The 21,395-nt window shown below is 34.4% G+C and carries 25 protein-coding genes; 6 read left to right on the top strand and 19 right to left on the bottom strand.

Translation table 11 applies throughout. From position 1 onward, the window contains the following. Nucleotides 1–8: 8 nt before the first annotated feature. From AC07XU_RS05955 to polA, 3 genes are all read right to left on the bottom strand, one after another. Entirely contained in the window at nt 9–392 is a 384-nt protein-coding gene (locus AC07XU_RS05955; protein WP_494942703.1) for a hypothetical protein, read from the bottom strand. 138 nt (nt 393–530) lie between these two features. Then, nucleotides 531–1,127, bottom strand: a complete 597-nt coding sequence (locus AC07XU_RS05950; RefSeq protein WP_494942702.1) for a toxin-antitoxin system YwqK family antitoxin — start codon at nt 1,125–1,127, stop codon at nt 531–533. A gap of 3 nt (nt 1,128–1,130) precedes the next feature. Continuing rightward, nucleotides 1,131–3,938 (bottom strand): DNA polymerase I, encoded by a 2,808-nt coding sequence (gene polA / locus AC07XU_RS05945; RefSeq protein ID WP_494942701.1) that lies wholly within the window; start codon nt 3,936–3,938, stop codon nt 1,131–1,133. 164 nt (nt 3,939–4,102) lie between these two features. Here polA and AC07XU_RS05940 point away from each other — a divergent pair, with 164 nt between their 5' ends. Together AC07XU_RS05940 and AC07XU_RS05935 are read left to right on the top strand one after the other, a co-directional pair. Continuing rightward, on the top strand, nt 4,103–4,870 hold the full coding sequence (locus tag AC07XU_RS05940) for a hypothetical protein (RefSeq protein ID WP_494942700.1): 768 nt from the start codon (nt 4,103–4,105) through the stop codon (nt 4,868–4,870). A gap of 37 nt (nt 4,871–4,907) precedes the next feature. Continuing rightward, entirely contained in the window at nt 4,908–5,579 is a 672-nt protein-coding gene (locus tag AC07XU_RS05935) for a hypothetical protein (RefSeq protein WP_494942699.1), read from the top strand. 57 nt (nt 5,580–5,636) lie between these two features. Here AC07XU_RS05935 and AC07XU_RS05930 read toward each other — a convergent pair whose 3' ends face one another. After that, nucleotides 5,637–5,996: a carboxymuconolactone decarboxylase family protein gene (locus tag AC07XU_RS05930; protein WP_494942698.1), complete on the bottom strand. Its 360-nt coding sequence runs from the start codon at nt 5,994–5,996 to the stop codon at nt 5,637–5,639. A 57-nt stretch (nt 5,997–6,053) separates the two neighbouring features. Between AC07XU_RS05930 and AC07XU_RS05925 the strand changes: the two genes are divergently transcribed. Further along, nucleotides 6,054–6,416, top strand: a complete 363-nt coding sequence (locus AC07XU_RS05925; protein ID WP_494942697.1) for a hypothetical protein — start codon at nt 6,054–6,056, stop codon at nt 6,414–6,416. Here the strand turns inward: AC07XU_RS05925 and AC07XU_RS05920 are convergent. The 5 genes from AC07XU_RS05920 to AC07XU_RS05900 all read right to left on the bottom strand — a co-directional run bounded on the left by AC07XU_RS05920 (nt 6,399) and on the right by AC07XU_RS05900 (nt 9,856). Beyond that, nucleotides 6,399–6,728, bottom strand: a complete 330-nt coding sequence (locus AC07XU_RS05920; RefSeq protein WP_494942696.1) for an MGMT family protein — start codon at nt 6,726–6,728, stop codon at nt 6,399–6,401. The two genes, AC07XU_RS05925 and AC07XU_RS05920, sit on opposite strands and share 18 nt — an antisense overlap. Further along, complete coding sequence (trmB, locus tag AC07XU_RS05915; RefSeq protein ID WP_494942695.1) at nt 6,728–7,378, bottom strand: tRNA (guanosine(46)-N7)-methyltransferase TrmB; 651 nt, start codon at nt 7,376–7,378, stop codon at nt 6,728–6,730. Before trmB ends, AC07XU_RS05920 begins: the two co-directional genes overlap by 1 nt. A gap of 367 nt (nt 7,379–7,745) precedes the next feature. Further along, nucleotides 7,746–8,588 carry a hypothetical protein gene (locus AC07XU_RS05910; protein ID WP_494942694.1) on the bottom strand — a complete coding sequence of 281 codons (843 nt, stop codon included), beginning with the start codon at nt 8,586–8,588 and terminating at the stop codon, nt 7,746–7,748. A gap of 10 nt (nt 8,589–8,598) precedes the next feature. Further along, entirely contained in the window at nt 8,599–8,982 is a 384-nt protein-coding gene (locus AC07XU_RS05905) for a hypothetical protein (protein WP_494942693.1), read from the bottom strand. Between the two features lie 10 nt (nt 8,983–8,992). Continuing rightward, entirely contained in the window at nt 8,993–9,856 is an 864-nt protein-coding gene (locus AC07XU_RS05900) for a hypothetical protein (RefSeq protein WP_494942692.1), read from the bottom strand. 203 nt (nt 9,857–10,059) lie between these two features. On the opposite strand from AC07XU_RS05900, the gene AC07XU_RS05895 reads away from it, so the two are divergent. Next, a complete protein-coding gene (locus AC07XU_RS05895; RefSeq protein ID WP_494942691.1) occupies nt 10,060–10,992 on the top strand; it encodes a hydrogen peroxide-inducible genes activator in 933 nt (310 codons plus the stop codon). Here AC07XU_RS05895 and AC07XU_RS05890 read toward each other — a convergent pair. The 5 genes from AC07XU_RS05890 to AC07XU_RS05870 form a co-directional block, all read right to left on the bottom strand. Beyond that, nucleotides 10,979–11,356, bottom strand: a complete 378-nt coding sequence (locus AC07XU_RS05890) for a DUF2784 domain-containing protein (protein ID WP_494942690.1) — start codon at nt 11,354–11,356, stop codon at nt 10,979–10,981. The genes AC07XU_RS05895 and AC07XU_RS05890 overlap by 14 nt on opposite strands. Nucleotides 11,357–11,360: 4 nt before the next feature. Beyond that, entirely contained in the window at nt 11,361–11,801 is a 441-nt protein-coding gene (locus AC07XU_RS05885) for a hypothetical protein (protein ID WP_494942689.1), read from the bottom strand. 138 nt (nt 11,802–11,939) lie between these two features. Then, the gene (locus AC07XU_RS05880) at nt 11,940–12,548 is read right to left on the bottom strand and encodes a superoxide dismutase (RefSeq protein WP_494942688.1); all 609 of its coding nucleotides are present in this window, start codon (nt 12,546–12,548) and stop codon (nt 11,940–11,942) included. Between the two features lie 83 nt (nt 12,549–12,631). Next, nucleotides 12,632–13,105: a nucleoside deaminase gene (locus AC07XU_RS05875; RefSeq protein WP_494942687.1), complete on the bottom strand. Its 474-nt coding sequence runs from the start codon at nt 13,103–13,105 to the stop codon at nt 12,632–12,634. 60 nt (nt 13,106–13,165) lie between these two features. After that, a complete protein-coding gene (locus AC07XU_RS05870) occupies nt 13,166–13,501 on the bottom strand; it encodes a tRNA-binding protein (RefSeq protein ID WP_494942686.1) in 336 nt (111 codons plus the stop codon). 182 nt (nt 13,502–13,683) lie between these two features. On the opposite strand from AC07XU_RS05870, the gene AC07XU_RS05865 reads away from it, so the two are divergent. Beyond that, the gene (locus AC07XU_RS05865) at nt 13,684–14,871 is read left to right on the top strand and encodes a class I SAM-dependent rRNA methyltransferase (protein WP_494942685.1); all 1,188 of its coding nucleotides are present in this window, start codon (nt 13,684–13,686) and stop codon (nt 14,869–14,871) included. Between the two features lie 19 nt (nt 14,872–14,890). Next, on the top strand, nt 14,891–15,778 hold the full coding sequence (locus tag AC07XU_RS05860; protein ID WP_494942684.1) for a bestrophin family protein: 888 nt from the start codon (nt 14,891–14,893) through the stop codon (nt 15,776–15,778). Between the two features lie 400 nt (nt 15,779–16,178). Here AC07XU_RS05860 and AC07XU_RS05855 read toward each other — a convergent pair whose 3' ends face one another. The 5 genes from AC07XU_RS05855 to AC07XU_RS05835 all read right to left on the bottom strand — a co-directional run bounded on the left by AC07XU_RS05855 (nt 16,179) and on the right by AC07XU_RS05835 (nt 21,345). Beyond that, nucleotides 16,179–16,430 (bottom strand): DUF6814 family protein, encoded by a 252-nt coding sequence (locus AC07XU_RS05855; protein WP_494942683.1) that lies wholly within the window; start codon nt 16,428–16,430, stop codon nt 16,179–16,181. Nucleotides 16,431–16,495: 65 nt separating this feature from the next. After that, on the bottom strand, nt 16,496–18,019 hold the full coding sequence (locus AC07XU_RS05850; RefSeq protein ID WP_494942682.1) for an MFS transporter: 1,524 nt from the start codon (nt 18,017–18,019) through the stop codon (nt 16,496–16,498). Between the two features lie 316 nt (nt 18,020–18,335). Continuing rightward, nucleotides 18,336–19,391, bottom strand: coding sequence for a nucleoid-associated protein (locus AC07XU_RS05845; RefSeq protein WP_494942681.1), 1,056 nt, complete (start codon nt 19,389–19,391; stop codon nt 18,336–18,338). 59 nt (nt 19,392–19,450) lie between these two features. After that, nucleotides 19,451–20,359 carry an NAD(P)/FAD-dependent oxidoreductase gene (locus AC07XU_RS05840; RefSeq protein WP_494942680.1) on the bottom strand — a complete coding sequence of 303 codons (909 nt, stop codon included), beginning with the start codon at nt 20,357–20,359 and terminating at the stop codon, nt 19,451–19,453. Nucleotides 20,360–20,559: 200 nt separating this feature from the next. Next, nucleotides 20,560–21,345 (bottom strand): TerC family protein, encoded by a 786-nt coding sequence (locus AC07XU_RS05835; protein ID WP_494942679.1) that lies wholly within the window; start codon nt 21,343–21,345, stop codon nt 20,560–20,562. Nucleotides 21,346–21,395: the final 50 nt, after the last annotated feature.

The following is a 21,395-nucleotide window of genomic DNA, read 5'->3' as shown; positions in this document are numbered from 1 at the left end:
TTTTTAATTTAGTGTTTTTTGGTTGCGGCTTTATTCGCTTTGTATCTCATATCAGCTGTACCATCTTTTTTCTTCGGACCAGCAACAACTACCGTTTTATTTGCTTTGTTTTCTGCATAGCGCATGTCTGGAGTACCATCGGCTTTTAATTTTGTAGCTTTTGATGCAGTTGTTTTAGTTACTGTTTTAGCAGTACTTGTTGCAGCGTTTTTAACGGCAACTGTTTTAGTTTCTACCTTTTTAACTTCCTTTTTTGCAGCAGGAACAACAGCTTTAGCAGCATTTACATTTTTTGCTGTTTGTTTTGAAATTGGTACAGTTACGGTTGCCTGAGCGTATGATGCACTTATACCAAATAGTGCAATTGCAATTAAACTTAATAATTTTTTCATTTTTTTTGCTTTAAAATTTATTGTTGAAATTGAAGTTAACTAAACTTATATCAACTCTAAAATTTATTTAAAAAGTTAAACTTAAAAGAAAAATGAATAACTATTGATTAGTTAAATTGCTCAATAAGAAATTATTAGCTAATCAATTATTGGAATATTGGCACTGTCTTTAATTTCACTTCCACTTCTATCAAAGTAAATGCGTTTGATAAATTTACCATCATCACCATATTCTTCTCTCATTGCCAATTTCGCATCGCTGTAATATTGTTCCCAAAGACCAACTTTTTTTTCGATGCTATATTTACCTGCTAATTTTAAATTTCCATTTGGCCAAAATGCCTGGTAATCGCCCATCAGCTTACCATAGTAATAGCTTAGTTTCTCACTTAGTTTACCTTTATCATCATATTTTTTCCAAACTCCATTTTTATGACCTTTGTCATAATCACCTTCTTCTTTAACAAAGCCATTTTCATAAAATGCATAGGCGCCTTTCCTAACCTCTAATTTTTTATCTTCAAAAGTTATCTTCTCTCTCAAAATTCCCTTTTTGTCTGAAAGTTGTAATTGCCAACTTGTACCATTTCTCACGTATTTTGTGCTCCAATTAGAGCGTAACGGATCTTTTAAAAAAGCTGGTGTGGCATATACCAAAGTTGTATCTTGCACAAACTGAGCTTTTGCAAAAGGCGAAATAAGTAGTATAAATACAGTGATAAATAAGCTTTTCATAAATTAATGTGCCGCTAACCAATTTACGCCTTCGCCAATTTCAATCTCTATGGGCACCTCGGTTTTAATTGCAGTTTTCATTCTATGGCTTATAATCGCTTTCATCTGCTCAACTTCTGTTTTAAGCACATCAAAAACCAACTCATCATGCACTTGCATGGTCATTTTTGAGCCTAAATTTTGCTCTTTGATGTCCTTATGAATGTTGATCATCGCTATTTTAATTAAATCTGCCGCAGAACCTTGTATAGGTGCGTTAATCGCATTACGTTCTGCATAACCTCTAACCGTCATATTTGCCGAGTTGATATCTCTCAAATACCTTCTTCTACCCATTATCGTTTCAACAAATCCATTTTCTCGGGCAAAATTCATGGTATCGCTCATGTATCTTTTAATCCCCGGATATTGCGTAAAGTATTGCTCTATAATTTCTGCAGCTTCTTTACGTGGGATATTTAAGTTTTGAGATAAACCAAAAGCCGATTGACCGTAAATAATACCAAAATTTACTGCCTTTGCATTTCTACGCTGAGTAGAATCTACCTCTTCAATTCCAATTCCGTAAACTTTGGCCGCTGTGGCTGTATGAATGTCTATACCTTTGTTAAAAGCATCTAACATATTTTCTTCTTTGCTGATTTCTGCGATAATGCGCAATTCTATTTGCGAATAATCCGCAGAAAGTAACACATGATCTTCATCCCTAGCGATAAAAGCTTTTCTTACCTCTCTGCCTCTTTCGGTTCTGATTGGGATATTTTGCAAATTAGGGTTGTTAGAGCTTAATCTGCCGGTTGCGGCAACTGCCTGATTATAACTGGTATGAACTCTGCCCGTTTTGGGATTAACCAACAATGGCAAGGCATCAACATAAGTTGACTTTAGCTTTTGCAGCTGGCGGAAATCTAAAATATCTTTAACAATATCGCTTTTTGATGCCAATAATGTCAATACATCTTCTCCAGTTTGGTATTGACCAGTTTTTGTTTTTTTAGCCTTCGGATCTAATTTTAAATGGTCAAATAAAACCTCACCCAATTGTTTCGGCGATGCTAAGTTAAATTTCAACCCAGCCTTTTCATAAACACTTTGCTCTGCTTTAGTAATTTCAGTTTGCAGCTCTAAAGAATAAGCATTTAAAGTATCGATATCTATTTTTACACCCTCTTTTTCAATGTCTGCCAAAACATAAATTAGTGGGTTTTCTACCTCCTCAGCTAATTTAATAGCATTTTTTTCGTTCAATAATGGTTCAAAAATATTGGCCAATTGTAGTGTTACATCTGCATCTTCTGCTGCATAATCTACCACATTTTCTACTGGCACATCTCGCATATTGCCTTGGCTTTTGCCTTTTGCCCCAATTAAAGTGGTTATAGAAATTGGTGTGTAGCCCAAATAATTTTCCGACAGCACATCCATGTTGTGCCTTGTATCTGGATCGATTAAATAATGTGCCAACATGGTATCAAAAAGTTTGCCTTTAACCTGTACATCATACCATTTAAGCACCAACATATCATATTTAATGTTTTGTCCGATCTTAACAATATTTTCATTTTCTAGCACAACCCTAAACTCATCCAAGATGCTTTGCGCAACTGCTCTTTCTTCGGGTAACGGAATGTAATATCCTTCACCAGGTTTTATAGCAAAAGATAAACCTACTAAATCAGCCAAATTCGCATCCGTACCTGTGGTTTCAGTATCAAAAGAGATGCTCGGTTGCGCTAGCAATACATCAATTAATTCTTTGCGTTTTTCTGGCGTATCAATTAAAAAATACTCATGAGGCGTATTGCCGATGTTTTTTGCATCAATTGGTGTATCAAATAAAGATGGCTGATCTGAAAAATCTTTTCTTTCCACATCAACACTGTTGCCAAATAAATCTTGCTGATTGTTGCCGCTGTTTGCATCGTTTACGCTAAAGCTATCACCGAAAACTCGCTTCCCGATGGTACGGAATTCCAATTCGGCAAATAATGGCTCTAATAATTCTCTGCTAGGTTCTTCTAAAACAAGTTTAGTTTCATCAAACTCAACTGGGACGTTTAAAATGATAGTAGCCAATTTTTTAGAAACCAAACCTTGCTGCGCAAAATTTTCAACGTTTTCTTTCTGTTTTCCTTTTAATTCGTGGCTATTGGCAATGATATTTTCCATACTACCATATTGCTTAATTAAAGCTTTGGCAGTTTTTTCGCCAATGCCCGGTATACCAGGAATATTATCTACCGCATCTCCCCACAAGCCTAAAATATCGATCACTTGTAATGGATTTTCTATTTCCCATTTTGCCAATACTTCAGGCACACCTAAGATTTCCATGTCATTGCCCATACGTGCAGGCTTGTAAATGAAAATATTTTCTGAAACCAATTGGGCAAAATCTTTATCTGGTGTCATGCAAAAAACGGTGAAACCTTGTCGCTCACCTTCTTTGGCTAAAGTTCCAATAATATCATCTGCCTCAAAGCCATCTTTAGTAATTACAGGAATATTAAACCCTTCAATCAGTTTAAAAATATAAGGCAATGCTTTAGATAAATCTTCGGGCATTGCTTCTCTGTGTGCTTTGTAAGCCTCAAAATCTGTATGTCTTTCGGTTGGCGCATCAGTATCAAAAACTACTGCAATATGGCTAGGTTTTTCCTTTTTTAACACCTCTAACAACGTATTAGCAAAGCCCATAACTGCAGATGTATTTACACCAGTGGAGGTAAAACGAGGATTTTTACTTAATGCAAAGTGCGCTCTGTAAATAAGCGCCATACCATCTAAAAGGAAAAGTTTTTTGTTACTCATGTGATTACACTGATTTTAATGATTACACAGAATAAAGCCATGTAATAGTGTGAATGGTAAAGTTATTATTTATTTTTAATTACTATTGCTGGATAATTTATCTAATTCTTGTTTTAGCTATGGAAAAAGTTTGTCTTCAGCATCTAAATAAAAACTAAAAACATATGAAATATACGTTAACGCTTCTTGCCCTTCTATTGTTCTTAAATTCGAGTGCTCAACTTCCTTCAGATGAACTCATTGCTCACATGACTTTTGATAATTTAAAATCAGAGCAAAAGGCTGAATATGGTTCCCGAAATAATCCAATCCAATCTGGTGCATTTAAATATATCTCAGACAGAAATAAAATGATGTTAAAGTCAATAAAGTTTAAAAATAGCTACAGATGGCCAAATGGCGAACAAATAGATTTTACCAATAGGAGAAGTATAAATAACGGTATTAAAATTGTAGACTGTTATTCCATAGTTAGAAAAGGAACAACAGATACTTTAAAAATATTTGTTGATCCCTATCAAGAGTCTACTGAATACTTTGTACCGAAAGGGCTAACTAAACTTACAAAAGAGTTGCTTGCTACCGAAATTGCTCCTTATTTACAATTAATTGAAGAGTTAGAGCAATCTAAAGACCCATATGCTGATAAGGAAAAAGCAGGTAAAATTTTGCAATATATTTCTCAGAACATAGGTATTGGATTATTTAATGATGCAGATATGCTTGCCAAACCAATGACAGACGAAACTGCAGATAAAGACGTAAAAGGATTTTTAATGCGTGCTTACATCTTCAATAAATTTTATGCTTTAGGCCATTCTAAGGATAATCCGAAGGAATACGCGTTTAACAGAGTAAAATCAAATTTCAAGAAATTGAAAGCTGAAAATCCTAGCCTAAATATTGGAAACCTCGATGAGATTTTGAAATAAATTTGCAAGATAATCATCCGTTTAACGTTATTTGAAAATGAAGTATTTCTGTACATTGCTTTTAAGCATATTTTTTAGCGCTAATCTTGCTGCCCAAGATGCCATTTTAATTAGCGAAGGCAACTTTGTTCGCGGGGTAATCAAAGGAACTAATTTCGTTTCTGTAGCTATTACCGAAGATGATATCAACATTAAAGAATACCAAGCTAAAGACATTCATTCATTTGTTTGGAACGGAGAAACTTATGCAAGTAAGCCAATATTAGTGAAGAAAAAAATGGAATTCAGATTTTTTAAAGTGTTAGAAACTGGGACCGTAAATTTATATACTTATGGCGATAAGGGATTGACTGAGGAAGCACCACAACCTCGTCCAAAAATAAGACCAACATTTGGCGTAGGTATGGGAACGGGTGGATTTGGTAGTGGCTTGGGTGGCGGTATTTCTATTGGAGGTGGTGGCGCAAGGAGAAATGATCAGCCTTTAACTAATGGCCCAAAACAAAAAGTAACTTATTTTATTGAAAAACCTGGCACCGGACCAATGCAAGAAGTTAATTTAGATAATACCAATGCTGTTAAGGCCATCTTATTACAAAAGTTAATTAATGACGAGGATTTAACAAAAAGCATTAAATCAACAGCTGCATTTGACCCTAAAAATTTAGCGGCTTATGTTAAAGCTTATAATGCGTCGGGAAAAAAGTAACCTCACCCCAACCCTCTCCTTAAGGAAAGGGAGTAAAAAGTTTATCTTCTAGGCTAATTACTTTCCGTCTTCCTTGTCTAAAGACAGTTCATCCCAAAACTCAACTGCTCTGCGGTAATGTGGTATAACAATAGAGCCACCAACCAAATTTGCTATCATAAAAACCTCGTTAATTTCTGCATTATTTACACCTTCGTTGTAGCACTTTTCTAAGTGATACTTTATGCAATCATCACAGCGTAAAACCATAGATGCCACCAATCCTAACATCTCTTTAGTTTTTACATTTAAAGCACCATCTGCATAAGTAGTTGTATCTAAAGCAAAAAATCTTTTAATATTAGTGTTTGATGTTTCCATAATTCTATCGTTCATTTTTGTACGATAGCTGTTAAATTCTTCTACTAATTTTCCCATTTATTTTAAAATTAAATCTTTTTGTATGATTTGTTGTTGTATCTAAAAGACAAATTTATGAAAGTCATCTCTCCAAAAGTACATGCCATTTTAGATTATTTAACCGTTATATTTTTAATTGCATCACCAAGCCTTTTCTTATTGTCTGATGTTGCTTCAAAACTTGTTTATTTATTAGCAGTTATACACTTACTACTAACCATTTGTACAAATTTTAAGTTTGGTTTATTTAAAGTTATACCATTTCGTATACACGGATTAATTGAATTTTTTGTCGCCTTTGGCTTAGTTACCGCTGCATTTACTTATTTTAAGCATACAAAAGTAGATCAAACCTTTTTAACAATCCTAGGGATAATCATTTTAGTTGTATTTATACTTACCGATTTTAAACAGAAAAATTTAGATAAGTTCAACTAAAGGATCCCAAAATATTTCTGTAAAGTTTTTTACTTTATCATTTATTACCGTAACGCCTTCTTTTTCCAATAACTCTTGCATTAGTTCTGGTGGCGAAAAATGAAATTTACCTGTTAACAATCCAATACTATTTATCACCCTATGCGCCGGCACTTGCGGATAAGCCAAACCTGCGGTACTCATAGCGTAACCAACCATACGAGCAGAGCCTTTGGCACCCAATGCTTTTGCAATAGCGCCATAAGATGTAACTCTGCCTTCCGGAATTAATCTTGCCACCTCAAAAACCTGCTCGTAAAATGATTGCTTCATCAGCTAAAAGAAAACTGTATGTAATTGATGTTCTTATCCGTTTTCAAATAAATTCTTTCGTAATGGGTTTTTATAGATAAAACTTCATCCACAACATCAGAGTGATATAGGTTATCCGTGTTTTTATGTGTAATTAGATTTAACTCCGCAACCTTTTCAACTGTATAATTATACAAACCATCATTATCGGTTTTTAAATTAACTTTACCACCAGGTTTTAATAAAATACGGTATTTCTCTAAAAATGCTGGGTAGGTTAGGCGTTTCTTTTCTCTACTTTCTTGCGGCTGTGGATCAGCAAAAGTTATCCAAATTTCATCAATTTCTCCTGGAGCAAAAAATTCCAAAATATCTTCAATTTGGATCCTTAAAAAGGCCAAGTTATGGATGCCTTCATCAACTCCTGTTCTTGCCCCACGCCAAATTCTATTGCCCTTTAAATCTACCCCAATAAAATTTTTTCCTGGAAATAATTTAGCCAAATTAACTGCGTATTCGCCTTTTCCACATGCTAATTCTAATACAATTGGTTGTTCGTTTTTGAAATGTTCTTTTGCCCATTTGCCTTTCATTACCTTGCCTAAATGCAGTTGGTATACGTTTGGAAAGGTATCTATCTCAGCAAACTTTCTTAATTTATCTTTACCCACTATTTAATTTTTAATGCACAAAAGTAAGGTTTTTAATGATTAGAAAAGCTTTGTACTGCAAATAGGAAAATGCGGCCCCGCTATTCGTTTTATTTCAGCGCAACCGCAAGGGTTACCCTTACATGTTCACTTCTATCGGGTTTATAACGCAAGGTTTTTGCTACTATGAGGGGTTTTTACTTGCACCGCCTTAGGTTAATAGCCACCGACAGTAGCGTAAATACTTTTTTTGTTACCAATTTGAACAGCAAATGAATAATTGATGGTTTTTGTTTTTTGCACCAATTCGAAATCACCGGAAAAAAAGATTGAAGCAAATGGCGGGACTACCGCTTTGAAAAACACTATTGTTGCGCTTCTAATAAATTTAGGGGAGCTTTTTTGTTTTTTCTACAATACTTGTTGTACGAGAAACGGCATACATCGTTCTGCCTGCCGAAACTTGAAAACCAACTGAAATGACATAGATGTATTTTTCGACAATAATGCCTGTTTTATTATCAATTACGTATTTTCCGTTAGAATTTGTATTGAGCATTGTCGTATTTGCCGTTTTAAAAAAATTTAAAACAGTCACTTTTTCATCTACATAATCTACTAAAAATCTGGTTTTGGTTTTTTCATCACCAACGGCAGTACTATCAGACCAAGTGTAACCTTTACGTAGATTTTTATTATAGGTAAAGTCTGCAAAAAAATTTATTAAAGCTGATTTTTTGAAAATTTCTGGTTGCACACCTGCAAATGATATTAAGGTATCACTCGCCATTTCTAACTTATATTCTTCGAAATTTTGAATAGCGCCATTCTTATTAATATCCACCTCAATTGGTTTATTAACCACAAAAAATAAACCTTTTAGAATAGTAGATGAAGTGTCAGTAATTTTTTCTGAATTAAATGTAGTTCTTACTTTGTTGGCATCAATTGCAGCATTCATCTTATCTATTTTTACGGCTAATTTGTAGCCCTGATTATCTGCATTGGTAATGGTATGACTTTTTGTTAAACTATTTGTAGAGCTTACATTTAGTACTTCTTTACCACGTTTTATCATAGAATTTGATGTGGTAATTGTTTCGGAAACAAAAACATCTCCCTTTTTATACTCAAAAACTCTGTTATAAGACTGTGCTATGCATGTTGATTTTACGGCAAAAGCTTGGATACCAACAATTGTTACTACAGCAATAATGTATTTATGTAACATGGTGATAATATTAGTTTGCTGGCAATTTTACCGTTGGTGATGATGGGATTGGAGGCAAAGGAGGAAGAAGTTTTTGCTCTGGAAATTTTGTTTTAAGCTCGCCAGCAGAAGCCCCCGGAACCGGAATTTTTGGCACTGCAGGCACAAGTGGAGTATTTGGAACCGGTGGAACCAAATTTAATGGTGATACTGCTGGCCCAAGCGAATAGTTTACCGATGGTATAGCGGGTATGTTAGGTACCGCAATTTGATTAATGCTTAAACTTGGGCTCATTTGTGGGCTTATTACCGGTACTGGCACCTTCCAATCTGAATTACCATTTAAGCCTCTTTGAGCGAATGCAAATTGTGCAATACACAATTGTACAAAAACTACAAATAATATTTTTTTCATGTTTTATTGATTAAAAACTTGCTTGTTTTTTTAAAAATACGGGAATACCTACTAATGCCAAAAATGTAACTCTATCACCAGAAAAACGTGTAAGGTTATGTACGCCAAAACCCATAGTAACCGCCGATTGTTTTACTGGACGAACACCCATTGAAAAACCTAAATTTAACCCTGACCATTCTGCGTTTAAATTTAAGCGACTAATCACTTCGTATGATACGCTTGCAAAAACACCTGTTCCGAATCTGCCTTTGCCTGTTCTTACATCATCGGGGCTTTTATGCAAAAATCTGCCTGTACCAAATCCTATGGTATAACCCAAAGCAGAAAAACCATCAACTTCCGATTTAACTGATTGTACAGCATGGCTATAAGCGATATAGAAAGTTGGATCTGGTGCATCTGAAATGGATTTACTCGCAAATAATTGCAAGCCACCTACAGAAATACTACTGCCATTGCGTAACTGCCTACTTAATAGTAAATTGGCAGAAAAATCCTTCAACTCGCTTACTCTAGTGATATTTACACTAGCAGAAAGATTAACAAATTTTACCGGATTACCCACACTAACACCTGCAGTGCTAATTAAATCAGCTTTTTCTGGATTAGCATAAAGCGCTGGAAAAATACCACCAACCACTAAAAATAAGTATGCATTATTGCCACCTCCCCAACCAGACGGCGTTGATACGCTTTGAAGGTTGTTACTCGGTAAAATGATATTAAAGTATTGAGGAAATAATAGTTTTTCACTTACGAAGGCACTCATTTTTTGATCAATAGTTTCATCGAAATCAGTTTGAGCTCGGGTAACATTGCTACTAACCAATAAAACTATAAATACTCGTAAAAAAAGTCTAGTCGTTTTCATCATGTAACTTTAACATAAGTTAACTATTTTTTAAAGTTAAACATTTTTTTTACGCAAAAGTCAAGAAAATTTGAATTAAAATATTAAGAAAAACAAGTTTAAACATATATATTGCCATTTTTAAAGGATTTTTATCTATAGATTATGCGCCATTTCTATCGTTAAAATCGATAACTTTAGCAATCATTATCAACTTAACCTATATGACATTAGTTCAACTAGAATACATTGTTGCTGTAGATACTTACCGAAGTTTTGTAAGCGCAGCAGAAAAGTGTTTTGTAACTCAACCAACACTAAGTATGCAGGTGCAAAAATTAGAGGAGTTTTTAAATGTTAAAATTTTCGACAGAAGTAAACAACCTATCATACCTACAGAAATTGGAATGCAAATTATTGCCCAAGCAAGGGTTGTTTTACAAGAAAACAAAAAGATAAAAGAAATTATTAGCAGTCAACAGCAAGATGTTATTGGCGAACTGCGCATTGGAATTATACCCACAATTGCTCCTTATTTATTGCCTAAAGTAATTGCTGCAATGTTAGAGAAATACCCTGAACTTAAACTGCTAATTTGGGAATATACTACAGAAGATATCATTCATCATTTAAAAACTGGAGTTATTGATTGTGGTATATTAGCGACTCCACTAGTTGACCAAAACATTAGCGAAACACCTGTTTATTACGAAAACTTTGTAAGTTACATTAGTAAAAACAGCAAGCTGTATAAGAAAAAGACGATTGACGCTGATGATTTAGAGGATGAAAACATTTGGCTGTTAAATGAAGGGCATTGCATGAGAACACAAGTACTAAACATTTGTAGATCAACAAAAAACAATCGCTTACAATCATTAACCTATAATACTGGTAGCGTAGAAACTCTAATACGAATGGTTGATGTAAACGATGGAGCAACTCTATTGCCCGAACTGGCTTTAACAGATTTATCAGCCAAACAACTAAATAAGGTTCGTTACTTTAAATCGCCAGAACCAGTAAGAGAAATAAGCTTGGTAACACATAAAAACTTCATTAAAAAAAGAATGCTAAATGCATTAAAGGAAGAAATATTAGCTATTATTCCGAAAAATATGAAGCAGCGTAAAAAGAAAGATGTTATTGGTGTTTAAATTTCTTATTAAAGAAGTTTACTTTAACTGAAGCGATAATGGCTAGCAAAAAGAAGAGCACTGTGCAAACATCTATTAAATTTGAATTTACATCTAAACCAGTTAGCTGATCTACAAAATACTTTATGAAAGATGCTGGTAAATTTTGTTCGCCCAATTGCGCTTTAATATTCCATTGCCAATCTGTTATTGGGCAGTACCCTAAACCATACCAAATACCTAATATTAGCCAACAAAAAAGCGTAAGCATTGCGAAGTATAGATGTAACTTCTTAGTTGGTTTCCAAATCCAACCTAAAAGATTAAAGCCGATAATGAATAGGTGAAAAATGGTGAACAGAACATCTAAAATCACCAATTTCATACCACTAGTTGTTTGAAGATCCTTTTAAACCTTCAATGCCAACTATTTTTTCTTCTTCTTCTCCCTTTTTCTTCCTCTTCTTTTTCTTTTCAGGATCTATACCACTCAAACGCTCTTCTGTCAATTTATTAAATTCATCTATTTGATCGGGCTTAAGTACATTTTTGATGTTTTTATTCATCTCATTCATCAACCTAAAAATCCTTGTTTCATCTTCATTTACAAACGTTCCGGCCTGTTGTTTTTTGTATAATGCAAGCTGTTCTTTAGCCATATTGAAAGCATAGTTATAGATTACACTCTTTTGAGTAGGCGTAAGTTTTAACCGCTTATCCATTTCATCAACATTTTTCTTAGCAATCTCTTCTGATGTTGGAATTTTTTGAGCGTTACTCACAAATCCTAAACCCATCACCAATACCATCATTAAAATCAATCTCTTCATTTTATCTCTTTTTAAAAGTAACAAACCTCACAAACCAATTTCTGCGAGCAAACATTTCAAATTTATAAAATATATCACAAAAAAATAAGGCTTATAGATAAATACCTATAAGCCCTAATATGATTCAATGAAATAAAACTACAATGCTTTTTTGTAACGTTCTGCTACCGCATCCCAGTTTACTACATTCCAAATTGCCGCTAAATAATCAGGGCGTTTGTTTTGGTATTTCAAATAGTAAGCATGTTCCCAAACATCAATTCCGAAAATTGGTGTACCTTTTACTTCAGCAACATCCATCAATGGGTTATCTTGATTAGGAGTAGATGAAACAATTAATTTTTTATCTTCACCAACAGAAAGCCAAGCCCAACCAGAACCAAAACGAGTTGCACCTGCATCTTGTAATTTAGTTTTTAACTCTGCAAATGAACCAAAAGTTTCGTTAATAGCTTTAGCTAAATCGCCAGTTGGCTCGCCACCTTTGTTTGGCCCTAAAACCGTCCAAAAAAGCGAGTGATTGTAGTGACCACCACCATTATTACGAACAGCAGGTGGATATTTTGAAATGTTTTTTACGATATCTTCAATGCTAGAATTCGCCTCTGGTTTGCCTTCTAAAGCTTTGTTTAAATTAGTAACATAAGCTTGGTGGTGTTTACCATGGTGAATTTCCATAGTAGTTTTATCAATATGTGGTTCTAAAGCATCAGTTGCGTATGCTAACGCGGGTAATTCAAAAGCCATAATTATATATTTAAGTTTTTATAAAATGTTAATGTACAAATATAATAGAGAAAGATTAAGTTTTGTTCAATTCTTTGTCAACTTTATTTGCGCTTATTTAGAAAAAAAGAGGTCATTAAGGCGCCACATTCGCCGCTTAAAACACCTCCCATTAATAACGTTTTAGGGTGCAAAAGGTTTTGATTAATCCTTGTGAAACCCCTTTTTTCTTCCTTTGCTCCGTATACAATTCTGCTAATTTGTGTCCAATAACTTGCTCCTGCACACATTACACAAGGCTCTACAGTTACATAAAGCGTACAATCTTTCAAATACTTACCACCGATGGTTTGTGCAGCTGCTGTAAATGCTTGCATTTCGGCGTGAGCAGTAACATCATTTAACTGCTCGGTTAAATTATGTCCTCTCCCAATAATTTTACCTTGGCAAACCACAATAGCTCCTATCGGGATTTCTTGCGCATCGTATGCTTTTTTAGCTTCGTTTAAAGCCAAGCGCATATAATGCTCATCTTCTTGTGTAGTATTGTTTTTTTCTTCGAAGTTATAAAAGGACATTTGATTTACGAGTTAAGATTTACGAGTTACGATTACTGGATGCTGAAAATTGAAAACTGTTTAAATGAGCTTACTTCCATTCGGCACTTTTTTATCAATCGATGTGAGTACAATATCACCATTTTCATCGGCAAAACCTGTAACCAAAAACTCGCTCATAAATTTACCAATTTGTTTTTTAGGGAAGTTAATTACACCAGCAATTTGCTTACCCATCAATTCCTCTTTTGTATAATTTTTGGTGATTTGAGCGCTGCTCATTTTAATTCCGAATTCGCCAAAATCTACTTTAACTTTAAAAGCTGGTTTTTTGGCCTCCGGAAAATCAAAAACTTCTAGTATTGTTCCGGCTCTTAATTCTACTTTTTCGAAATCGTGCCATGTAATTTCTTCCATTTTGTAAAAATAGGATTTAACCGCAAAGACAAGAAGAACACAAAGGATTATTATACTCTTTGATGTTAATTTTATTGATTTAATAACTTGATTGGCCAAAGTTCATCCAATCTTCCAATCTTCCAACCTTCAACCTTCCAACCTTCCAACCTTCCAACCTCAATTTTTATTACCTTTGCAACATGGTTGAAATCAAGTTAAAAAAAGGGAAGGAAAAAGCAGTTTTGCAACGCCATCCTTGGGTGTTTTCTGGTGCATTAGAAAAAATTAAAGGATCGCCAGAAAATGGTGATGTTGTTAAAGTTTACAGCGCTAATAATGATTTTTTAGCTTATGGTTATTATAACGACCAATCTCGTGTTGCAGTGCGTTTATTGAGCTGGGATGAAAACCAAATGATCAATGATGCTTGGTACGAAGAAAGAATTACTCAAGCCATTAGCTCCAGAGCTCATTTGGCTAAAAGTACAGACACAAATACCTATAGATTAATTTTTAGCGAGGCTGATTTTTTACCTGGCCTAATTGTAGATAAATACGACGACTTTTTATCGTTACAAATTTTAAGTAGCGGAATAGAAAAAGCGAAAGAAATCATCATTAATATGTTGGTAAAAGCTTTAAATCCAAAGGGAATTTTCGACCGCAGCGACGCAACCGCACGTACACATGAGGGAATTACCGCAGAAAACGGATTACTTTGGGGCGAAAACCCGCCAGCATTTATTGCAGTTAAAGAAAACGGAATTACCTACAACATTAATATTGCCGAAGGTCAAAAATCTGGTTTTTACTGCGACCAGCGTGACAACCGTAAATTTTTAGCCGAATATACCGAGGGAAAAAATGTATTAGATTGTTTTAGTTACAGTGGTGGATTTAGCTTAAATGCATTTAAAAATGGTGCATCATCTGTTACTAGCGTAGATAGTTCTGCATTGGCTATAGAAACTTTGAAACAAAACATCAACCTTAATCATTTTGATGAAAATAAACACATCGCTATACAAAGTGATGTAAATAAACAGCTTCGCCAGTTTAGCGAAGAAGACAAAAAATTTGATGTAATTGTGCTCGACCCGCCGAAATACGCACCTTCGCGTTCGGCTTTAGACAGGGCTGCCCGTGCCTACAAAGATTTAAATCGCCGTGGTTTAATGCTGCTAGAAAAGGGTGGTTTGTTGGCAACTTTTTCTTGTTCTGGAGCGGTAGACATCGAAACTTTTAAACAAATTATTGCTTGGGCAGCTTTAGATGCAGGTAAAGAAGTTCAAATAATCAAACAATTTTCACAACCAGAAGACCATCCTGTTCGTATATCATTTCCCGAAGGAGAATATTTAAAAGGTTTATTAGTTAGAGTTATATAATTAGATCAAAAAATCATCCATGTTAATTGTTCAAAATATTAGATTAAGTAGAGTTTTATTAGATACCTGGAAAGTAGATGTAATCATGATTATTTCATGTACAGTCGCCTACTTTATCAGAGAATATTTAATTGCTTACCATTTCGAAATCTCGGCCATAATTCCAACTGTTTTGGGTACAGCAATTGCGTTTTTCATTGGTTTTAATAACAACCAAGCTTATGATAGATGGTGGGAAGCTCGAAAAATTTGGGGAGCAATTGTAAACGACTCAAGAAGCTTAGCTAGAAATTTAATCAACTATGTTGATGATGAAGAAGCAGCCAAACGTATGGTTGCTAGACATATCTCTTTTGTTTATGCGCTAAAAGCAGCCCTAAGAGATACGGTTGATGAAATTTATACCAAATATTTAACCGAGCACGATAAGAACGAAGTTCAAAATCACAACAATGTACACAACGCTATCTTAAATATACAGGCAATGGAACTGCAAAAACTGTATAAAGAAAATAAAATCGATGGCTTTAAGTTTATGGAAATTAATGAAATGTTGGTTAAACTAACCGACAGCATGGGTGCTTGTGAAAGAATTAAAAACACCATTTTCCCTACTACTTACAGCTATTTAACCAAAGTTTTTATTTGGCTCTTTGTAGTAACTTTTACTTTAGTAATTAGTCAAGACATGGGTGCTGCCAGCATTTTTATGGGCTGGTTAATTGGTTTTGTTTTTGTATCTACCCAAATTAATGGCATGCGTTTGGTTAATCCATTTTACATTAACGCAAGTGGCTTACCGTTAAACAGCATTTCTAGAACCATCGAAATTAATTTATTACAGATGATGAATGAAACTGATATTCCTGAGCCTGTAAAACCAATTAACGACGAATATATTTTGTAATTAGGCAACCTTGTTAAAAACAGTTTTGTAAATTATAGCATTAGTTTTTAAGGAATAGAAAAACAATGTTACAGTTCATCGGCAATTGAAGCCCCGCTTTTGTTTCAAGCTTGTTGGTCTTCACTTCGTTTGCCCATTAACAAGCTTTTCACGGCAATCGGGTTTAAATAACAACGCATGTAGTTCTTTTTACAGTTTTGCCCAGCACAGTTTTAAGTTTTTTAGCCCCGATTGTAGCGTAAATACTTTTACCAAATCCCCATTAGGGGTTTAAGGTAAAAGATTGAAGCGAAAGCGGGACTGACGCTAAATAGCTGAACCAATTTTGCGCTTCTAAAATATTAAATATCACGACATCATAACTTGCCTTATACACAATAGGGCAGCTAAATTTCTATAATCATATCTCTTCAGAGCTTGCGGGTAGTTTATCATACTCACCAGCCAAAGCATATTTTCCAAAAATTACCAAGCCAATTGCAATAGGGATAAAAATCAATAAGATAATGCCCCACTGTAAAGCCGTATTTGTAGTATCTATGCCTGGTTTAGCAATGCTAATTTTATCCCATGCTTGCCAAGCCATAAAAACCATGGCCAACGGACCTAAAGCGATCCAAACTATTCCTAAATATTTTTTTAATGCGTTCATATCTCTTTAATTGGGGTTAAACTTTGTTAACTTTCTTTTTGTACTTATTAAAGCTGACAATTGATTTAATCGTTAACATTTTCATCAGCCTTGTTTGATAAGTAAACAGCGCCAATAATAAAACTCAAAGCCGCTATTCCGATAGGATACCACAAACCAGAAAGTGGCGTAGAACCTGCAAAACTTGCAATAAGCGTAGCAACAAACGGCACTAGACCGCCAAATACACCATTACCAACGTGGTATGGTAATGACATTGAAGTGTATCTAATCTTAGTTGGAAACAGCTCTACCAAAAATGCAGCAATTGGTCCGTAAACCATTGTTACCAACAAAATTTGAAAGAAAACTAAACCTACATATACCCAAAAAGTAGAAGTTGGTAACACCTTGTCTTTAATAACTTGTGCATGACCAATCATTTTTGTAGGGTTAGCATAAACGGTATCAATATCAACTTTGTTGTAAGAAGATCCGTTCGCAAAACTTACTTTAACGCTTGATGAAACTATGCTATCAAGATCGTTAATTGGCACACGACTTACAACTGGCGCTGCTTCTTTTACAACTTGCGTATCTGTCCAAGTGGTAACATCACTTTTATCTAAAAAGGTTTGATAGATTGGTCTGTAAAAAATAATACCCAGCAACATTCCTGTTAGCATGATCCATTTTCTGCCAACTTTATCACTCCAAGCACCAAATATTACAAAAAATGGTGTGGCAAAAGCAATGCCCCAAAGCAGAATATATCTCGAATCGTTAAAATCTATTTTACATGTATTTTCTATAAACGATTGGGCATAAAACTGACCAGTATACCAAATTACACCTTGCCCCATTGTTGCACCAAACAAAGCAATTAACACCATTTTAAAGTTTCCCTTTTTGTTAAAACTTTCTTTTAATGGGTTTTTTGAAATGTTTCCTTCTGTTTTAAGCTTGGTAAACATTGGCGATTCATGCATCTTTAAACGGATATAAACAGACACGCCAACCAATAAAATAGAAAGTAAAAATGGTATTCTCCAACCCCAATCTGCAAATGCTTCAGCACCAATTATATTTTTAGCTAAAACAATAATACCTAATGAAAGAAATAACCCTAAAGTTGCTGTGGTTTGTATCCAGCTGGTAAAAAAGCCTCTTTTACCCTTTGGCGCATGTTCTGCTACGTAAGTTGCGGCGCCACCATATTCGCCGCCCAACGCCAAACCTTGCACCAAACGCAATATTAAAACCAAGATTGGGGCAGCATAGCCAATGGTTTCATAAGATGGAATTAAGCCTATTAAAAAGGTAGAGCCACCCATTAAAACCAACGTTAATAAAAACGTATACTTTCTGCCAATTAAATCACCTAACCTGCCAAAAACCAATGCACCAAACGGACGAACAATGAAACCAGCTGCAAAAATGGCCAAAGTATTAATCAAAGCCGAGGCTCCTGCATCAGCTGGAAAAAGTTGAGAACCAATAATAGTAGCTAAACTGCCGAAAATGTAAAAATCATACCATTCGATGAGGGTTCCTAAAGAAGATGCTCCGATAACTTTAAAGATGCTGTTTTGTTGGTTTGGTTGGTTCATAATCCTTAAAACTAATGGTTTAAAAATTAAATTGCAAGTTAAACCAATTATTAAAAATTTTCCATTTTATAAACCTCCTCGACACGTGAAATTGATTTTTAAAAGTTTAATTACGATTAACTTTGACAAATTACAGGCGGCAATATTAGAAATTTGTCAAAGTAACTAAAGACTACCGCTACTTTGACAAACCTTCTCGACACATGAAATTGGTTTATCAAAGTTTAACGATGATTAACTTTGACAAATTAAAGGCAATTTGTATAAAATCAAAATGTATTACAATTCCCGTATTCACGGAAAAGCCGAAGCTTTATTACTGCTCGTCTCTAAAGTAGACTTTGTAAAAGTTCATTGATCTATCATCATCAAAACCCTTCTCAATTAAATCTTTATTGCCGTGGATATAAATATGAAAGTTCTTATCTAATTTTAAGATGTTTTTGTATGCCTTTGCCTGCTTTTTAACCGCAGCATCAGAAATATCAAAGTTATCAGCAATCGGACTATCGAACTCTTCTTCGTAGTTTTTCTTATAGCTTTTAAATGATTCAATTCCTTCTTTATTGGCAATTACCTCATTGGCAAATTCATCCATATCAAAGGTTTCTTTTTCTTTAAAATACTTCATCGATTTATTAAGTAAATCGATTTTATCTGTTCTAGAGATTTCGAAATCTTCATCTAGCTTCTCAGTAACAAAAGCTTTGTAAACGCCTAAAACATTTTGTGTCTGACTGAAATTATCGTTTCTTACTTTAAGTTTTAAAAACTCATCTTTCCAATAAACAGCTTCTGCACTGCGATTGGTTTGATCTATTACAGCAACTTTATATCCTTCGGCTGCATCGGTATTAAAAATTAAACAACCTTTGTCTAGTTTATTGATATTGATGGCTTCTTGCTCATATTTTAACCCAAAGCCACCTTGCTCTGGATAAACTGTTAAGTAACTTTCTTTAGTTTCAGATTTAAAAATACCAATGGCATCATGCAAATCGCCTTCAATTTGAACATTCTCAAAATAGGCTACATATAATTCTCCAGATTTAATTTTCGGGTGATTAGAAATTTCGAACAAATAAGTTGCTAATTTTTTCGTGTTATCATGAAAAACACCTCCATCTGCAAAAATCTCTGCAGCAAAAAAGTAAACCTCATTTAAGTTTAAATCATTATTTGGATGCATGAAACGATAAATTTCATTTACTTTTTCGTAGGGCGATAAAAAATATTGCAGCAACAATTGTTTTAACATTTCATCTTCCAAATGCATAGATTGATCTGAAAGCACATAAAATTCATCTTGTAATTTATTGCCAATTCTATGTATAGAAAGTTCTGAAAGTGTAGCTTGAGAAAAAGTAATCATATTTTAAAAATCTGACCGCAAAGAAACGAAGATTTTATGGAACAGTTTAAAAGAAAAGATTAAAACTCTTCAGCAACTAGTTCTTTGTTTACAATTGCTCCGGCTATATTTCCAGAAGTAACAGCTTCAGCAACGGCCCTAAACATAGTTGTACAATCGCCAGCAGCAAAAACACCTGCTACATTGGTTTTTTTCATAAAATCTACTTCAACATAACCCAAATCGGTTAGCTTTATACCCAAATCTGTAATTATTGCTGTGTTTTGCTCCATCCCTACTCTAGCAAAAATTGCATCTATTGGTTGCATGCTTCCATCTTTAAATTTTATGGTTTTTACTAGGCCATTTTCATGAACCAATTCATCAATTTCTTTATCAACAATGTTGATGTTTTTTGAAGCTAACTTTTGCTGACCTGCTTTATCAATTTCAATTGGGCCATTGGTAAAAATGGTTAAATCCTTACTCAGGTTGTAAATAAGCTTGCTAAATTCAAAACCGATTTCGCCATTGGCAATTACACCCAGTTTTTTACCTTTTACCTCGTAACCATGGCAATAAGGGCAATGCAAAACAGAAATACCCCAACATTGGGCAAAACCGTTAATGTTTGGAAAAACATCTTTAACTCCTGTAGCCAGTAAAACTTTTTTAGTTTTAAATTTTTGATGATCTGCTGTTGTAAGCTCAAATCCGAAATTGGTTTTAACTGCACTTTGTGCTAAAGCATTTATTATTTTAACTGTTGGATAAGCTAAAACCTGAGCTTTTGCAATTGATGCCAATTCTGCTGGTGTTTCGCCATCTCTGGTTAAAAAATTATGCGAATGTGGTGTTTGTTGATTGCAAGGTTTGCCGTAATCGATAACCAATACTTTTCTTAACGAGCGCCCTAATGACATTGCCGCAGACAAACCTGCATAACTGCCGCCAACTATAATTACATCAAATATATCTTCTTTTTGCATACGCTTAACTTTTTGTAAAAGTACACATTAAGTTTTAAATGCAATATTGTTGCAATTGATTTTCTGTCAAAAGAACATCATCATTTGGTTTAATAAACCTTTTTGAAGCGATATCCTTTTACATGCGAAGCAGGAAAAGATTAAGCAAAAAAAAGGGCTATCGTTACCGACGCGCTTCTGACAATGTTTTTCAAATACTTTTATTTTTCAATCTCATCATGAGGTGTATTTCTCAACACAACAGGTTTCGAATTTTTCTTCATTTTTAAGTTCAGCATTTCTACCAATACTGAGAATGCCATAGCGAAATAAATATATCCTTTTGGTATATGTTGGTCGAAACCTTCGGCCAATAATGAAACTCCAATTAACAACAAGAAAGACAAGGCCAGCATTTTTACCGTTGGATGTTTGTTAACGAAATTACTGATTGCACCTGCAGAAAACATCATTACAATTACGGCAATAACAACGGCCGCAATCATAATTTCGATATGATCTGCCATACCAACGGCGGTAATTACCGAATCCAAAGAAAATACCACATCTAATATTAAAATCTGCACTATGGTACCAGCAAAAGAATGAACTTTAACATTGGCTCCGTCTTCTTCTTCACCTTCTAATTTGTTATGAATTTCATGCGTACTTTTGTAAATTAAAAATAAGCCTCCGATTAGTAGAATTAAATCTCTACCAGAAATACCTAATTTCTCTAACCACTCTTGGTTTGTTACCCCAATCCAATCGCCTATATTAAAAATATTTGCGGTTAAACTCATTACCCAACTTAATGATAACAACAACAAAACTCTGGTGAACATGGCTAAAGCCAAGCCTAACTGACGTGCCTTTTTCTGCTGATTTTCAGGTAATTTACCTGCCAAAATAGAGATAAAAACAATGTTATCTATCCCCAAAACAATTTCTAAAACGGTTAGGGTTAAAAGAGAGATCCAGGCTTCTGGAGTGGCTAAAAATTCCATAGTTAAATTATATGAGGCGAATATAAAAAAAGCCTGTCGATTTACATCAA

Source organism: Pedobacter sp. GW456-11-11-14-TSB4 (genome assembly GCF_059424425.1).
This window is presented reverse-complemented; position numbering and strand designations above follow the sequence as displayed.

What these genes read in the sequence shown, in the direction of transcription:
- AC07XU_RS05870 (WP_494942686.1), bottom strand. Translation starts at nt 13,501, where the DNA reads ATGGAAGAAATTACATGGCACGATTTCGAAAAAGTAGAATTAAGAGCC.
- AC07XU_RS05930 (WP_494942698.1), bottom strand. Translation starts at nt 5,996, where the DNA reads ATGGGAAAATTAGTAGAAGAATTTAACAGCTATCGTACAAAAATGAAC.
- AC07XU_RS05950 (WP_494942702.1), bottom strand. Translation starts at nt 1,127, where the DNA reads ATGAAAAGCTTATTTATCACTGTATTTATACTACTTATTTCGCCTTTT.
- AC07XU_RS05845 (WP_494942681.1), bottom strand. Translation starts at nt 19,391, where the DNA reads ATGATTACTTTTTCTCAAGCTACACTTTCAGAACTTTCTATACATAGA.
- AC07XU_RS05835 (WP_494942679.1), bottom strand. Translation starts at nt 21,345, where the DNA reads ATGGAATTTTTAGCCACTCCAGAAGCCTGGATCTCTCTTTTAACCCTA.
- AC07XU_RS05850 (WP_494942682.1), bottom strand. Translation starts at nt 18,019, where the DNA reads ATGAACCAACCAAACCAACAAAACAGCATCTTTAAAGTTATCGGAGCA.
- AC07XU_RS05955 (WP_494942703.1), bottom strand. Translation starts at nt 392, where the DNA reads ATGAAAAAATTATTAAGTTTAATTGCAATTGCACTATTTGGTATAAGT.
- AC07XU_RS05855 (WP_494942683.1), bottom strand. Translation starts at nt 16,430, where the DNA reads ATGAACGCATTAAAAAAATATTTAGGAATAGTTTGGATCGCTTTAGGT.
- AC07XU_RS05920 (WP_494942696.1), bottom strand. Translation starts at nt 6,728, where the DNA reads ATGAAGCAATCATTTTACGAGCAGGTTTTTGAGGTGGCAAGATTAATT.
- AC07XU_RS05840 (WP_494942680.1), bottom strand. Translation starts at nt 20,359, where the DNA reads ATGCAAAAAGAAGATATATTTGATGTAATTATAGTTGGCGGCAGTTAT.
- polA (WP_494942701.1), bottom strand. Translation starts at nt 3,938, where the DNA reads ATGAGTAACAAAAAACTTTTCCTTTTAGATGGTATGGCGCTTATTTAC.
- AC07XU_RS05895 (WP_494942691.1), top strand. Translation starts at nt 10,060, where the DNA reads ATGACATTAGTTCAACTAGAATACATTGTTGCTGTAGATACTTACCGA.
- AC07XU_RS05890 (WP_494942690.1), bottom strand. Translation starts at nt 11,356, where the DNA reads ATGAAATTGGTGATTTTAGATGTTCTGTTCACCATTTTTCACCTATTC.
- AC07XU_RS05905 (WP_494942693.1), bottom strand. Translation starts at nt 8,982, where the DNA reads ATGAAAAAAATATTATTTGTAGTTTTTGTACAATTGTGTATTGCACAA.
- AC07XU_RS05910 (WP_494942694.1), bottom strand. Translation starts at nt 8,588, where the DNA reads ATGTTACATAAATACATTATTGCTGTAGTAACAATTGTTGGTATCCAA.
- AC07XU_RS05865 (WP_494942685.1), top strand. Translation starts at nt 13,684, where the DNA reads ATGGTTGAAATCAAGTTAAAAAAAGGGAAGGAAAAAGCAGTTTTGCAA.
- AC07XU_RS05940 (WP_494942700.1), top strand. Translation starts at nt 4,103, where the DNA reads ATGAAATATACGTTAACGCTTCTTGCCCTTCTATTGTTCTTAAATTCG.
- AC07XU_RS05885 (WP_494942689.1), bottom strand. Translation starts at nt 11,801, where the DNA reads ATGAAGAGATTGATTTTAATGATGGTATTGGTGATGGGTTTAGGATTT.
- AC07XU_RS05875 (WP_494942687.1), bottom strand. Translation starts at nt 13,105, where the DNA reads ATGTCCTTTTATAACTTCGAAGAAAAAAACAATACTACACAAGAAGAT.
- AC07XU_RS05900 (WP_494942692.1), bottom strand. Translation starts at nt 9,856, where the DNA reads ATGAAAACGACTAGACTTTTTTTACGAGTATTTATAGTTTTATTGGTT.
- AC07XU_RS05925 (WP_494942697.1), top strand. Translation starts at nt 6,054, where the DNA reads ATGAAAGTCATCTCTCCAAAAGTACATGCCATTTTAGATTATTTAACC.
- AC07XU_RS05880 (WP_494942688.1), bottom strand. Translation starts at nt 12,548, where the DNA reads ATGGCTTTTGAATTACCCGCGTTAGCATACGCAACTGATGCTTTAGAA.
- AC07XU_RS05860 (WP_494942684.1), top strand. Translation starts at nt 14,891, where the DNA reads ATGTTAATTGTTCAAAATATTAGATTAAGTAGAGTTTTATTAGATACC.
- AC07XU_RS05935 (WP_494942699.1), top strand. Translation starts at nt 4,908, where the DNA reads ATGAAGTATTTCTGTACATTGCTTTTAAGCATATTTTTTAGCGCTAAT.